Source organism: Shinella sp. 20P9.1.1 (assembly GCF_057798995.1).
This window is the reverse complement of the sequence record NZ_JBYOLC010000003.1, coordinates 113564-127106: the sequence shown is the minus strand read 5'-3', so window position 1 is coordinate 127106 and position 13543 is coordinate 113564. Positions and strand designations below refer to the sequence as shown.

12 protein-coding genes are annotated in these 13543 nt (G+C 64.6%); 7 read left to right on the top strand and 5 right to left on the bottom strand.

Annotation, left to right across the window (positions count from 1 at the left end; all coding sequences use genetic code 11):
- Positions 1 to 2 precede the first annotated feature (2 nt).
- From AC27VQ_RS06565 to AC27VQ_RS06545, 5 genes are read left to right on the top strand one after another with little or no spacing between them, the layout of a single operon-like run.
- Positions 3 to 1118 (top strand): ABC transporter ATP-binding protein, encoded by a 1116-nt coding sequence (locus tag AC27VQ_RS06565; protein ID WP_488715676.1) that lies wholly within the window; start codon positions 3 to 5, stop codon positions 1116 to 1118.
- Positions 1119 to 1125: 7 nt separating this feature from the next.
- The gene (locus tag AC27VQ_RS06560) at positions 1126 to 2625 is read left to right on the top strand and encodes an FAD-dependent oxidoreductase (protein WP_488715675.1); all 1500 of its coding nucleotides are present in this window, start codon (positions 1126 to 1128) and stop codon (positions 2623 to 2625) included.
- A complete protein-coding gene (locus AC27VQ_RS06555; protein ID WP_488715674.1) occupies positions 2622 to 3392 on the top strand; it encodes a 3-ketoacyl-ACP reductase in 771 nt (256 codons plus the stop codon). The genes AC27VQ_RS06560 and AC27VQ_RS06555 overlap by 4 nt, the downstream gene beginning before the upstream one ends.
- A gap of 20 nt (positions 3393 to 3412) precedes the next feature.
- Complete coding sequence (locus AC27VQ_RS06550; protein WP_488715673.1) at positions 3413 to 5068, top strand: GMC family oxidoreductase; 1656 nt, start codon at positions 3413 to 3415, stop codon at positions 5066 to 5068.
- A gap of 7 nt (positions 5069 to 5075) precedes the next feature.
- Positions 5076 to 5393: a Dabb family protein gene (locus AC27VQ_RS06545; RefSeq protein WP_313531621.1), complete on the top strand. Its 318-nt coding sequence runs from the start codon at positions 5076 to 5078 to the stop codon at positions 5391 to 5393.
- Here the strand turns inward: AC27VQ_RS06545 and AC27VQ_RS06540 are convergent.
- Genes AC27VQ_RS06540 through osmF form a run of 4 tightly spaced genes read right to left on the bottom strand, consistent with a single transcriptional unit; the run spans position 5390 to position 9192 of the window.
- A complete protein-coding gene (locus tag AC27VQ_RS06540; protein ID WP_488715672.1) occupies positions 5390 to 6133 on the bottom strand; it encodes an ABC transporter permease in 744 nt (247 codons plus the stop codon). The two genes, AC27VQ_RS06545 and AC27VQ_RS06540, sit on opposite strands and share 4 nt — an antisense overlap.
- Positions 6130 to 7068 (bottom strand): ABC transporter ATP-binding protein, encoded by a 939-nt coding sequence (locus AC27VQ_RS06535; protein ID WP_421594006.1) that lies wholly within the window; start codon positions 7066 to 7068, stop codon positions 6130 to 6132. The genes AC27VQ_RS06540 and AC27VQ_RS06535 overlap by 4 nt, the downstream gene beginning before the upstream one ends.
- Positions 7065 to 8225 carry an ABC transporter permease gene (locus AC27VQ_RS06530; RefSeq protein WP_488715671.1) on the bottom strand — a complete coding sequence of 387 codons (1161 nt, stop codon included), beginning with the start codon at positions 8223 to 8225 and terminating at the stop codon, positions 7065 to 7067. The genes AC27VQ_RS06535 and AC27VQ_RS06530 overlap by 4 nt, the downstream gene beginning before the upstream one ends.
- Positions 8226 to 8280: 55 nt before the next feature.
- Positions 8281 to 9192, bottom strand: coding sequence for a glycine betaine ABC transporter substrate-binding protein OsmF (gene osmF, locus AC27VQ_RS06525; protein WP_298101683.1), 912 nt, complete (start codon positions 9190 to 9192; stop codon positions 8281 to 8283).
- Positions 9193 to 9516: 324 nt separating this feature from the next.
- On the opposite strand from osmF, the gene AC27VQ_RS06520 reads away from it, so the two are divergent.
- Both AC27VQ_RS06520 and AC27VQ_RS06515 read left to right on the top strand, forming a co-directional pair.
- Positions 9517 to 9984 carry a DUF4126 domain-containing protein gene (locus AC27VQ_RS06520; protein ID WP_488715670.1) on the top strand — a complete coding sequence of 156 codons (468 nt, stop codon included), beginning with the start codon at positions 9517 to 9519 and terminating at the stop codon, positions 9982 to 9984.
- Positions 9981 to 11357 (top strand): FAD-containing oxidoreductase, encoded by a 1377-nt coding sequence (locus AC27VQ_RS06515; protein ID WP_488715860.1) that lies wholly within the window; start codon positions 9981 to 9983, stop codon positions 11355 to 11357. The genes AC27VQ_RS06520 and AC27VQ_RS06515 overlap by 4 nt, the downstream gene beginning before the upstream one ends.
- A gap of 196 nt (positions 11358 to 11553) precedes the next feature.
- Here the strand turns inward: AC27VQ_RS06515 and AC27VQ_RS06510 are convergent, their stop codons facing one another.
- Complete coding sequence (locus AC27VQ_RS06510) at positions 11554 to 13533, bottom strand: copper amine oxidase (RefSeq protein ID WP_488715669.1); 1980 nt, start codon at positions 13531 to 13533, stop codon at positions 11554 to 11556.
- Between the last annotated feature and the right edge of the window lie 10 nt (positions 13534 to 13543).

Sequence of the window (13543 nt, the reverse complement as noted above, 5' to 3'; positions counted from 1 at the left end):
TCATGTCGTTCCTCAAGATCAGCAATCTGCGCAAGTCCTACGGCGCGCTCGAAATCCTGAAGGATATCAATCTGGAGATCGAGCAGGGCGGTTTCCTCGTGCTCGTCGGCCCCTCCGGCTGCGGCAAGTCCACGCTGCTCAACACGATCGCCGGCCTGGAGCCGATCACCTCGGGCGATATCGCCATCGACGGCCGCTCGGTCGCGGGCCTGCATCCCTCCAAGCGCGACATCGCCATGGTGTTCCAGTCCTACGCGCTCTATCCGAACATGACGGTGGGCGGCAACATCGCCTTCGGCATGGAAATCCGCGGCGTGCCAAAGGAGGAGCGCGAGAAGGCCATCAAGCAGGTCGCCGACATGCTGCAGATCGGTCACCTCCTGGAGCGTAAACCCGGCCAGCTCTCCGGCGGCCAGCGCCAGCGCGTCGCCATGGGGCGTGCTCTGGTGCGCGATCCGAAACTCTTCCTGTTCGACGAGCCGCTGTCCAACCTCGACGCCAAGCTGCGCGTCGACATGCGCACGGAAATCAAGCGCCTGCATCAGCGCATGAAGACCACCATCGTCTATGTGACGCACGACCAGATCGAGGCGATGACGCTCGCCACCAAGATCGCCGTCCTGAAGGACGGCGTGCTGCAACAGTTCGGCTCGCCCTCGGAAATCTACAACAACCCCGCCAACATCTTCGTCGCCGACTTCATGGGCTCGCCGGCGATGAACCTGCTCTCGGCGAAGATCGAGCAGAATGGCTCCGGCATGGCGGTCTCGCTGGCACGCCACCAGGCCGAACCACTGGTTCTTTCCGTACCGAACGCGCCCGGCGGACTTTCCGCCTACAAGGGCAAGGATGTGATCTTCGGCATCCGCCCGGAAGCCCTGACCGACCCCGACGGAGCCGACCGCAACGCGCGTACCGTCGCCGAAGGCGATTGCCTGATCGAGGTGGTCGAGCCCGCCGGTGCCGATACATTCGCCGTCACCCATCTCGGCGGCAAGGAGATCGTTGCCCGCCTGCGCGCCGACGTGCGCATCACCGCCGGCCAGACGGCGCGCCTTGCCTTCAACCTCGACAAGGCCGTGTTCTTCGATCCCGCAAGCCAGCTTCGCATCGCCTGAGAGCCCCATGACCACGCAGCCGGACATCGTCATCATCGGATCGGGCATCGGCGGCTCGACCATGGCAGCCGCGCTCGCCGGCTCGGGCGCGCGCATCGTCATCCTCGAGCGCGGCGAGCGCCTGCCCGATACGCCCGAGACGCGCAGCTACCGCTCGATCTTCGTCGACGGCCATTTCCGACCGAAGGAGATGTGGCGCGAGCCTGATGGCACGGCGTTCAATCCGGGCAATTTCTATTTCGTCGGCGGCAACTCCAAGCTCTTCGGCGCGGTGCTCCTGCGCTATCGCGCCGAAGATTTCACCGAAATGCAGCATCTCGGCGGCGTCTCGCCGGCCTGGCCCTTCCCCTATGAGGAGTTGGAGACGTGGTATGGAAAGGCCGAGCGCCTGTTCGAGGTGCGCGGCGAACTGGGCCAGGACCCGACCGAACCGCACCATTCCACGCCCTATCTGCACGGCCCCGTGCCGGACGAGCCGGCCATCGCCCGCGCCCGCGCCGAGTTGAAGGCGCAGGGGCTCAATCCGGCGACCCTGCCGCTCGGCGTCGATATCGACACATGGCTTGCCGGCGGGCGCACGCCCTGGGACGGCTTTCCCAACGCCGGCCAAGGCAAGAAAGACGCGGAGACCGCGCCGCTTGCCGCCGCCCTGCTCGACCCTGATATCACGCTTGTCACCTCCGCCCATGTCGATACGCTGGAGGCGGGGCCGGACGGCCGGATCACCACGATCCACTACACCCACGGCGGCGAGAGAAAGCGGCTTTCGCCGAAGCTCGTCATCCTGTCGGCCGGCGCGATCAACTCAGCTGCGATCCTGCTGCGCTCCGGCGACGGCAAGGGACTCGCCAACGGTTCCGACCAGGTCGGCCGCAACTTCATGAACCACAATTGCAGCGCCATGCTGGCAATCAATCCGTTCCGGCGCAACGACAGCATCTACCAGAAGACGCTGATGCTGAACGACTATTACCTGACCGGCGGCCGCGACGACCTGCCGCTCGGCAATGTGCAGCTGCTGGGCAAGATCAACGGCGACATCCTGAAAGCCAACGCCCCAGCCTACGCCCCGCGCTTCGCCCTCGACTTCATGGCCGGCCACGCGATCGACTGGTACATGATGACCGAGGATCTGCCCAATCCCGAAAGCCGCATCATGGTCGACGGCAAGGGCATCATCATGCAGTGGCAGCGTTCCAACATGGAGGCGCTCGCCGGCCTGGAGGCGAAAATGCGCGCCCATTTCAAGGCCGCCGGCTACCCGATCGTCCTGACGCAACCCTTCGACAAGCGCACCCCCTCGCATCAGTGCGGCACCGTGCGCATGGGCCTCGATCCGGCCACCGCCCCGCTCGACCCTTATTGCCGCGCCTTCGACCACTCCAATCTCTACGTCGTCGACGGCGGCTGCCTGCCGACCTCGGCGGCCGTCAATCCGGCGCTCACCATCGCCGCCCAGGCGCTGCGCGTCGCCGACGATATCCGCGCGAAGGAGTTGTCAGCATGACTCGTCCCGTCGCCATCGTCACCGGCGGCCGCCGCGGCATCGGCCTCGGGATCGCGAAAGCCCTCGCCGACGAAGGCTTCGCCATCGCCATCACCGGCATCGGCGACAGCGATGCCGCGACCGACGCCATGATCGCCGATTTTTCCGCACGCGGCACACAGGCCATCTATCTCAAGGCCGATCTCGCCGATCTCGCCGGCCACGCGGCCACGGTCGCGGCCATCGAAGATCAGCTCGGGGCGATCGCCTGCCTCGTCAACAATGCCGGCATCGCCTCCGTCGTGCGCGGCGATTTCCTCGATCTGGCACCGGAACATTTCGACACGATCGTCTCGACCAACCTGCGCGGCACCGTGTTCTTCACCCAGGCCGTGCTGAAGGCGATGCTGCATTCGAAACAGGCGGCCGGCCCACGGGCGATCATCAACATCACCTCCGTCTCGGCCGGCCTCACCTCGCCCGAACGCCTCGACTATTGCATGACCAAGGCGGGGCTCGCGGCCTTCAACCAGGGACTGGCGCTCAGGCTGGCGGACACCGGCATCTCCGTCTTCGAAATCCGCCCGGGCATCATCCGCTCCGACATGACGTCAGGTGTTTCCGCGAAATACGACGCGCTGATCGAAGGCGGCCTCGTGCCGATGAAGCGCTGGGGGGAGCCTGACGATATTGGTTCCGTCGCAGCGGCGCTTGCGAGCGGCAAATTCGCCTTCGCCACCGGCTCGGTGATCAATCTCGACGGCGGGCTGTCGATCGGCCGGCTCTGAAAACTCTTAAGGACCAAGGCATGACCTACGATTACATCATCACCGGCGCCGGCCCCGCCGGCTGCGTGCTGGCGAACCGACTTTCCGAGGATCCTGATGTCCGCGTGCTGCTGCTGGAGGCCGGCGGCGGGGACTGGAACCCGCTGTTCCACATGCCGGCCGGCTTTGCCAAGATGACCAAGGGCGTCGCGAGCTGGGGCTGGGAGACCGTGCCCCAAAAACACATGAAGGGTCGCGTGCTACGCTACACGCAGGCCAAGGTCATCGGCGGCGGTTCCTCGATCAACGCGCAGCTCTATACCCGTGGCAATGCCGCCGACTACGATCTCTGGGCCAGCGAAGACGGCTGCGAGGGCTGGAGCTACCGCGAGATCCTGCCCTATTTCAAACGCGCCGAAGACAACCAGCGCTTCGCCGACGACTATCATTCCTATGGCGGTCCGCTCGGTGTCTCCATGCCGGTCTCGGCGCTGCCGATCTGCGACGCCTATATCCGCGCCGGCCAGGAGCTCGGCATTCCCTACAACCACGATTTCAATGGCCGCCAGCAGGCCGGTGTCGGCTTCTACCAGCTGACCCAGCGCAACCGCCGCCGCTCCTCCGCCTCGCTCGGTTACCTCTCGCCGATCAAGGCGCGCCGCAACCTGACGATCCGCACCGGCGCCCGCGTCGCCCGCATCGTGCTGGAAGGCACTCGCGCCGTCGGCGTCGAGGTCGTCGGCGGCAACGGCGTCGAAACGATCCGGGCGGAGCGCGAAGTGCTCGTCTCCTCCGGCGCCATCGGCTCACCGAAACTGCTACAGCAGTCGGGCATCGGCCCGGCGGATCACCTGCGTTCGGTCGGCGTCGTGGTCAAGCACGACCTGCCCGGCGTCGGCGCGAACATGCAGGACCATCTCGACCTCTTCGTCATTTCCGAATGCACTGGCGATCACACCTATGACGGCGTGGCCAAGCTGCACCGCACACTCTGGGCGGGCCTGCAATATGTGCTCTTCCGCTCCGGCCCCGTCGCCTCCTCGCTCTTCGAGACCGGCGGTTTCTGGTATGCCGACCCCGAGGCTCGCTCTCCGGATATCCAGTTCCATCTCGGCCTCGGCTCGGGCATCGAGGCGGGTGTCGAGAAGCTGAAGAATGCCGGCGTGACGCTGAACTCGGCCTATCTACACCCCCGCTCGAAGGGCACGGTGCGGCTTGCCTCCGCCGATCCCTCGGCTGCCCCGCTGATCGATCCGAACTATTGGGAAGACCCGCATGACCGCAAAATGTCGATCGAAGGCTTGAAGATCGCCCGTGAGATCATGCAGCAGGCCGCGCTGAAACCCTTCGTCATGGCCGAGCGCCTGCCGGGGCCGAAGGTCGTCACCGACGAGGACCTGTTCAACTACGGCTGCGCCAATGCCAAGACGGACCATCACCCGGTCGGTACCTGCAAGATGGGAACCGGCGCAGATGCCGTCGTCGGGCTTGATTTGAAGGTGCATGGACTTGACGGATTGCGCGTCTGCGACAGTTCCGTCATGCCGCGCGTCCCCTCCTGCAACACCAATGCGCCGACCATCATGGTGGGCGAGAAGGGCGCCGACATCATCCGCGGCCTGCCGGCGCTGCCGGCCCAGGTCTTTCAATACGAGCGCAACGACCAGCGTCCGCGCGCCCGCGCCAACATCCGATAGGTGAACCATGATCCGCCACTGCGTCTTCATCCGCTTCAAGCCGACCATTTCCGTCGCCTACAAGACCGAGCTGTTCAACGAGATCGATGCCCTGAAAGACCGCCTGCCCGGCATGGTGGCCGTCCATATCGGCACCAATGTCAGCCCGGAAACGGGCATGGACAAGGGGTTCTCCGACGGCTTCATCGTCGATTTCGCCGACAGCTTTTCGCGCGACGCCTATCTGGAAGATCCCGAGCACAAGCAGACGGGTGGCCGCCTGGTCGCGGCGGCCGAAGGCGGCATTGCCGGCATCCTCGTCTACGATCTAGAAACCGACGACTAACCCCGGCCGGCCCGGCGCGAGAGCATGCGCTCGAGCGCGGAGAAGGCATCGTAGATCAGCACCGCCAGCACCGCGACGACGAGACCGCCCTGCAAAACGAAGGCAAGATTGTTGGATTGCAGGCCGGCGATGATGACCTCGCCAAGTGTTTTCGCCGCGACCGTCGAGCCGATGGTGGCCGTGGCCAGGCTGATGGTCACGGAAAGGCGGATGCCGGCAAGAATGATCGGCAGCGCCAGCGGCAGTTCCACCTTGGTGAGCCGCTGCCATGCCGTCATGCCGGTTCCCTTCGCCGCCTCGACGATGGCGGGCGGCAGGGTGGAAAGGCCGGTCATGGAATTCTCGAAGATCGGCAGCAGGCCATAGAGGAAAAGCGCAATCAGCGTCGGTTTCTCGCCGAAGCCGACGGCGGGCACGGCAAGCGCCAGCACGGCGACCGGCGGAAAGGTCTGGCCGATATTCACGAGGCTGCGTGACAGCGGCAGGAATTCCGCGCCGATGGGCCGCGTCACGAGAATGGCAAGCCCGACGGCGACGATGGTCGCGGCCAGGGTCGCCGTGAAGACGGTCGCCAGATGCGACAACGTCAGCGAAAGCAGGCTGCCCTGATTGTAAACGGCCGGCGCATTGGCCTGCACCAAAGGCTTGAGCAGCGGTTCGAACAGGCCGGGCTGGACGAGGAAGGCGATCAGGATGACCAGCGCCGCCAGCCGGAGGAGATTGGGCAGAAGCCGCGTCATTGCGGCCTCGCGGCGCGTCGGGCAAGGCCGGCGAGCGTAACGCGGCCGAGGGCTGCGCCATCCGCACCGACAACCGGCAGGGCGTCACGGCCCGACCAGAGCAGCGCGGAGAGCGCATCGCGTTGGCTGGTGGCCGCCGCGAGCGGTTCGCCGTCTGCGACACCGGCTTCCGCGGCATCGCCGACGGTGCCGATGGAGAGCAGCCGGAACGGCCGCTCGCCAGCGCCGATCAGCGTCTCGACGAAATCGGTGGCAGGGTTGACGAGCATGTCCTCGGGCGCGGCGTATTGCACGATCCTGCCCTTGTCCATAACGGCGATCTTGTCGGCGAGGTGGAAGGCTTCCTCCATGTCATGCGTGACGAGGATGATGGTCGTGCCGAAATGCTTCTGGATCGCCAGCAGGTCGTCCTGCGCCTTGGCGCGAATGACCGGATCGAGCGCGCCGAAGGGCTCGTCCATCAGCAAAATATTCGGTTCGGCGGCGAGCGCACGGGCGACGCCGACACGCTGCTGCTGGCCGCCCGACAGCTCGTGCGGATAACGCGGCCCGAAAGCGGCGGCATCGAGCTGGAAGAGGGAGAGCAGCTCCTTCACCTTGGCATCGATGCGGCTCTTCTCCCAGCCGAGCAGCGTCGGCACGGTGGCGATGTTTTCCGCGACCGTGCGGTGCGGGAAGAGGCCGTGGCCCTGGATGGCATAACCGATGCGGCGGCGCAGTTCATAGCCGGGCATCGAGCGGTTGTCCTGGCCGTCGATGCGGATGGTTCCCGAGGTCGGCTCGACGAGGCGGTTGACCATGCGCATCAGCGTCGTCTTGCCGGAGCCCGACGTGCCGACGATGACGGTGATCGTGCGCGGCGCGATGGTCATCGAGACATTATCGACGACCGTGTTGTCGCCGTAGCGCTTGGTGATGGTGTCGATCTCGATCATGCGGCCCTGCCGGGTTTGGAATTGGAAAGTTCGGCCGCGGCGTCAAGCACGATGGCGGCAGCGAAGGCAAGCGCTACGGTCGGCACCGCGCCGAGCAGCACGAGGTCCATGGCCGTCTGGCCGATGCCCTGGAAGACGAAGACACCGAAACCGCCGCCGCCGATGAGGGCGGCAATGGTAGCCAGGCCTATATTCTGCACCAGCACGATGCGGATGCCCGTGAGAATGACAGGAAAGGCCAGCGGCAGCTCGACACCGAAAAGCCGCTGGCGATCCGTCATGCCGATACCGCGCGCCGCATCATTGGCATCGCGCGGCACGCCGGCAAGGCCGACCACCGTGTTGGCGACGACGGGCAGCAGCGAATAGAGGAAAAGAGCGACAAAAGCCGGCGCCGCGCCGATGCCGCGAATGCCGATGGCCGCCGCCCCCGGCACGTTGAGCGCGATCCAGCCGAGCGGCGCGATGAGCAGGCCGAACAGCGCAATCGACGGGATCGTCTGGATGATGTTGAGCACATTGAGCACGCCGGCGCGCAAGGCTTCCACCCGATGGCAGAGAATGCCGAGCGGCAGGCCGACCAATGTCGCGGCCGCCAGCGAGCCGAGCGCCAGCACGACATGCCGGCTCGCCTCCAGCCAGAAGGTCTCGGCGCGGCTGCCATATTCCTTGAGGATCGACAGCCCATCCCAGGCGCCGGACATCAGGAGGGCGGCAACCGCCAGAGCAACGGCGGCCAGCAGCGCCACCCGCGCAAGCGGCGAGAGTTTCAGCCGTGCCAGCGCATCGGCGGTCACGAGCGCGAAGGCGAAGCTGGTGAGCCAGAAACCGGAGGCCGGCGAGACGCGGGCATAGGTATTGTCCGGCGGCGTCAGGTGGCCGGCGGAGAGGCCCATGAGGATGGCGAGGATAGCCAGAGCCGCAAGACCGAGTACCAGCCGCAGCAGCGTCGGCGTCTTCAGCACGATAAGCACGAGGGCTATGGCGATGAAGACGACCAGCGCCGCGCCGAGGCCTGATGGCAGCGCATCGAGAATTGCCCGCGGCTCGCCGGGCACGATGCGGTTGGCCCGGAAATTGGCAAACGGCGCCAGAAAGGCGCCGTTTGCCAGCAAAGCGGCGATCACCACGCCGAGCTTGTCGATCCTGAACCGCATGCACGCCTTTCAATGGGGAAACCCTCCGCCCGGATGGGCGAAGGGCGAAAAGAGCTTACTTGATGAAGCCGTTCTTCTTGAGGAAGTCTTCTGCAACCGCCTTGGCCGGCTCGCCGCCGACCTGAACCCGACCGTTGAGATCCTGCAGCGTGACGAGGTCGAGCTTTTCGAAGACGGGCTTCAGCAGTTCCTCGATCTGCGGGTTGGCCTTCAGCACCTCTTCGCGGATGATCGGCGAGGGCTGATAGACCGGCTGCACGCCCTTGTCGTCTTCGAGAACGACGAGGCCCGACGGCGCGATACCGCCATCCGTGCCATAGACCATCGCGGCGTTCGCGCCGTTGGTCTGGTTGGCGGCGGCAGCGATCGTCGCGGCCGTGTCGCCGCCCGAAAGCGTGATCAGCTGTTCCGGCTTCAGCGTGAAGCCGTAGGTCGTCTGGAAGGCCGGAAGGGCGGCCGCCGAGTTCACGAATTCCGAGGAGGCCGCGAGAACGACCTGGCCACCGCCGGAGACGTATTTGCCGAAGTCGCTGAGCGTGACGAGCTTGTTCGGCTCGGTGACGTCCTTGCGCAGCGCGATCGCCCAGGTGTTGTTGGCCGGCGACGGCTGCAGCCAGACGATCTTGTTGGCGTCGTAATCGAGCGTCTTGGCGAGCTCATAGGCCTTGGTCGCATCCTTCCAGGCCGGATCGTCGGCCTTTTCGAAGAAGAAGGCGGCATTGCCGGTATATTCCGGGTAAATGTCGATCTCGCCAGCGATGATCGCCTGGCGAACGACCGGCGTCGCGCCGAGCTGCACGCGGTCCGTCGTCTGGATGCCGTTGGCATTCAGCACGGACAGGATGATGTTGCCGAGAACGCCGCCTTCCGTATCGATCTTCGAGGAAACGACGACCTGGGCCTGGGCGGCACCAGCGGCCAGACCGAGGGCCAGAGCTGCTCCGATAAACTTGACGACTGGGCGCATGTGAAAACCTTTCCTTGTGCGGCAATTCGTGGCCACAGTTTCACCACGTTTCAGAAAGCCCGTCCGGGCAAGGCATTCCATATATGGCAGCAAATCGCAAAAAACAGACTGCGAAGGCAGGACAGGACACGACGTTTGTTGCCGCGTCCAAAGCGCTTTAAAATTTATGCTCGGAAGAACCTATCAGGCAAAAGAAACCCATTGCAATCGGCCATGCCATCCGACAGTCTTTCTAGAGGCCCATCCTCCATTTCGATAGTGCATTTCATCTCTGCCGGGAACCATCCCGGGCCCGATGTCCGGCGCAAATTTTTTGAGGGGACAATGAGCATTTATATCCTCGCATTGCTGATCGGTGTCGTGGCAGGGCTTCGCGCGATGACGGCACCGGCGGCCGTCAGCATCGGCGCCGCCCTCGGCTGGTTGCCGGTTTCCGGCACCTGGGCCGCCTTCATGGGTTATCGCTTCACGCCCTATGTTTTCGGTGTCTTGGCGCTGGTCGAATTCGTCACCGACCAGTTGCCGAGCACGCCGAGCCGCAAGGTGCCGCAGCAGTTCGGCGCCCGCATCGTCAGCGGCGCCTTCTGCGGTGCCGTCATCGGCACGGCCGGCGGCGCGTTGATCGGCGGGCTGGTAGCCGGCGTGGTCGGCGCAGTCATCGGCACGCTCGGCGGTGCGGAAGCCCGCCAGCGCCTCGTCGCGGCGATTGGTGGCAAGGACCTGCCTATCGCGCTTCTCGAAGATGCCGTCGCCGTGCTGCTCGGTCTCTTCGTCGTCTCGTCGGTTCTCTGATGCAGACATTCGACGCCATCATCATCGGCGCGGGCCAGGCCGGCCCGTCGCTCGCCGGCCGGCTGACAGCCGCCGGCCGGAAGGTGGCGCTGATCGAGCGCAAGCTCGTCGGCGGCACCTGCGTCAACACCGGCTGCATGCCGACCAAGGCCATGGTCGCCAGCGCCTATGCCGCCCACCTCGCCCGCCGCGGCGCCGAGTATGGCGTGGTGACGGGGCCTGTCACCGTGGATTTTGCCAAGGTCATGGCGCGCAAGGACAAGGTTCGTTTCGATGCCCGAGAGGGTAACGAGGACTGGCTGGAAAGCATGGAAGGCCTGACCTTCCTGCGCGGCCATGCGCGTTTCGAAAGCCCGACGGAAATTCGCGTCGGCGATGACCTGTTGTCCGCTCCCCAGATCTTCCTCAATGTCGGCGGTCGCGCCGTCGTGCCGGATTTTCCCGGCGTGGACGGCGTGCCGCACCTCAACAATGTCTCGATCATGGACCTGACGGAGGTGCCGAAACACCTCGTCGTCATTGGCGGCAGCTATATCGGGCTGGAATTCGCCCAGATGTTTCGCCGCTTCGGCGCTGAGGTGACGGTCGTCGAAAAGGGGCCACGGCTCATTGCGCGGGAAGACCCTGATATCAGCGACGCCGTGCGCGATATCCTTGAACGCGAGGGCATCGCCATACGCACCGGGGCGGAATGCATCCGCTTTTTCAAGAGCGGCGACGATGTTGGGGTGGGTGTCGATTGTACGGCCGGCGCGCCTGAAATCATCGGCTCGCATCTCCTGCTCGCCACCGGACGGCGGCCGAACACCGACGATCTCGGCCTCGACAAGGCGGGCGTTGCGGTGGACAAACGCGGCTACATCGCCGTCGACGAGCGGCTCGAGACCAACGTGCCCGGCATCTTCGCCATGGGCGACTGCAACGGCCGCGGTGCCTTCACGCACACCTCCTATAACGACTTCGAGATCGTCGCGGCCAACCTGCTCGACAACGAGAAGCGCCAGGTAAGCGACCGCATCCAGACCTACGCGCTCTACATCGACCCGCCGCTCGGTCGCGCCGGCATGAATGAGACGGAGGCGCGCAAGACCGGCCGCAAGCTGTTGATCGGCACACGGCCGATGAGCCGCGTCGGCCGTGCCAAGGAAAAGGGCGAAACACTCGGCTTCATGAAGGTGATCGCGGATGCCGAGACGAAGGAAATCCTCGGCGCCTCCCTTCTCGGCACCGGCTGCGACGAGGCGGTGCAGAGCATTTTGGACGTGATGTATTCCGGCAGGCCATACACGACCATCACACATGCCGTGCACATTCACCCGACGATATCGGAACTGATCCCGACCGTCTTCAGCGACATGCAGCCGGCGCAATGAGAAAGGCCCGGGACATTCCCGGGCCTTTCATTTTTGAGACCGCCAAACCTCTCCTCCGTCACCCTCGGGCTTGACCCGAGGGTCCATGCCTCACGCGCGGCGGGTGGATGCTCGGGTCAAGCTCGAGCATGACGGAGGAGAGGTTCGGACCGGGTTGTGAAACGAGGCATGGCCCATGCCATGCCTCGTCTTGCCTTTACTTCGGATTGCGGATCGTCAGCGCCGGGTTATGGGCGAAGAAGTTGTGCGGCATGATGTGCACGGTCTTCCATTCCGTCGACATGACCGGCCAGTCCTCCATGCGCGGAATGTGGTGGAAGCCGGCGGAGAACCAGGTGACGATGTCCTTGCCCATCAGGCTCTGGTCCTTCTTCACCCATTCGGCGAGCGTATCGGAACCGTCGCTCTGCATCGCGAACTTACCCCCGGCATAACGCTGTTCCGGGTCATAGACCGTGTTCCACACCGAATATTCGATATAGGCGTTGCGCTTCATCGGCGGGTCGTTCTCGAAGTCGAACGGGCCATAGGACACGTCGCCATGGTGGATCATGTAGCCCGGCTCATGGCCGAGATAGCCTTCGCGCGACGGGTCGGAGATGTGGAAGTAGCGCGGCTGCGAGGAGGAGAGCTTGTAGCGCGCCTCCATCTCCGTCATCGGCATCTTGTGTTCGACCGTCCACATCGACTTGCGCGGGCTCGATGCATCGAGCTTGGCCGGCACGATATCCATCGTCGAGAAGTGGTTGATCGGCTGGTCGACGTCGAAGTCGATGCGGAAGTTGAAGTAGTGGTCGTGATTGGCGGCGACGAGGTTCGGCGCGATCAGCGTGCCATGCGCCGTATCGGCTTTGGCCGTCGCGTCCTTCATCGAGGTGGAGGCAACGCCCTTCACCGCATCGAGGCCGGTCGCGCCGACATAGATGTTGACCTGACCGTTCTGCTGCAGACGGTAGTCGATGAGATAGTCATAGTTGCCGACTTCCGAGGCCGTGCGGACCACGAGCTCCGTCGCCGGGCGTCCCTCCGCCGGGATCGGCTTTTCGGGCGTCTGCGCGAAAACCTCGAAATGGCGCCAGGCCGGATCGCCGATGCTGCGCTCGAAGACGCAGATGGCATCGGGAATGACCAGCGGCTGGCCCTTGTCGTCGGCGATCGTCGCCGGCAGGAAGGTGGCATGCGCGGGGCAATCGATGCCGGCGCGCAGCGGCGTCAGAAACAGGCCGAAACCATATTCCCCGCTGTCCATGTAGGTGCGCCAGTACCAGCCTTCCGACGGGTCCATATAGGGCACGAAGACTTCGGAGAGATGCGCCTGATAGATGACCGAGCGCCACGTGCCGTCATCGTTGACGTCGAGATTGGAGAGCACAAGGCCCGGACGCTTGTCGACGCGGAAGTTGAAGCGCCAGATATCCCATTCGAGATGGCTGCCGTCGATCTTGTAGTTCGGGCCGCCCTCCTGCACCAGCTTGACGGGGTTCGTCTCGGCGCGCAGCGGCGTGCGCTTGGCGACTTCCTCCTCCGTATAGCCCCAGCCATCCTTAGGCACATCAAGCACGCCCGTATCGACGACACGCAGAACTTCCTTCTTGCCGATATCGTAGAGCGCGAACAGGCCTTCGATCGGCTTGGCATAGAAGTTGGAGCCGTCAGGCACCTGATAGCAGGGCACCTTCATCAGACGGGAATTGGTGTATTCGTCGGTGAAGAAATTGCCGGCGGTGAGCGGCAGGCAGAAGGCCTGTTCCGGCTTCAGGCCGCGCTTGGCAAGGCCGGCCACCATTTCGGGATTGCCGAGCACCCCTTCCAGCGCCCCCATGAATTCCGTGAACAGCACCATCGGCTGTCCCTTGGTCTTCTCGTTGCTCTCCACCGCACCCTTGGTGATGTTGACCACGGCCTCGCTGAAGCCTTCCTTGCTGGTCAGGTAGACCGTTGCCTTGCGGTCGAGGCTGTCGCCCTCCTTCCAGGCGAGCACGTCGGCCTTGGCGGGCTCCTTCAGCTCGATCAGCGGATAGAGCGTGGTGTCGTCGGCAACCTTCTGATCGCGCAGGATCTGGTTGATCTTCTGGTATTCCTCGGCGGTCAGGCCATCCAGCGGATGGGCGGCCGCGGCGGTGGCGGTCAGGCCAAAGGCCAGCGCCGTTGCGGCAAGATATCTCGTCAGTCTCATGATCGTTCCC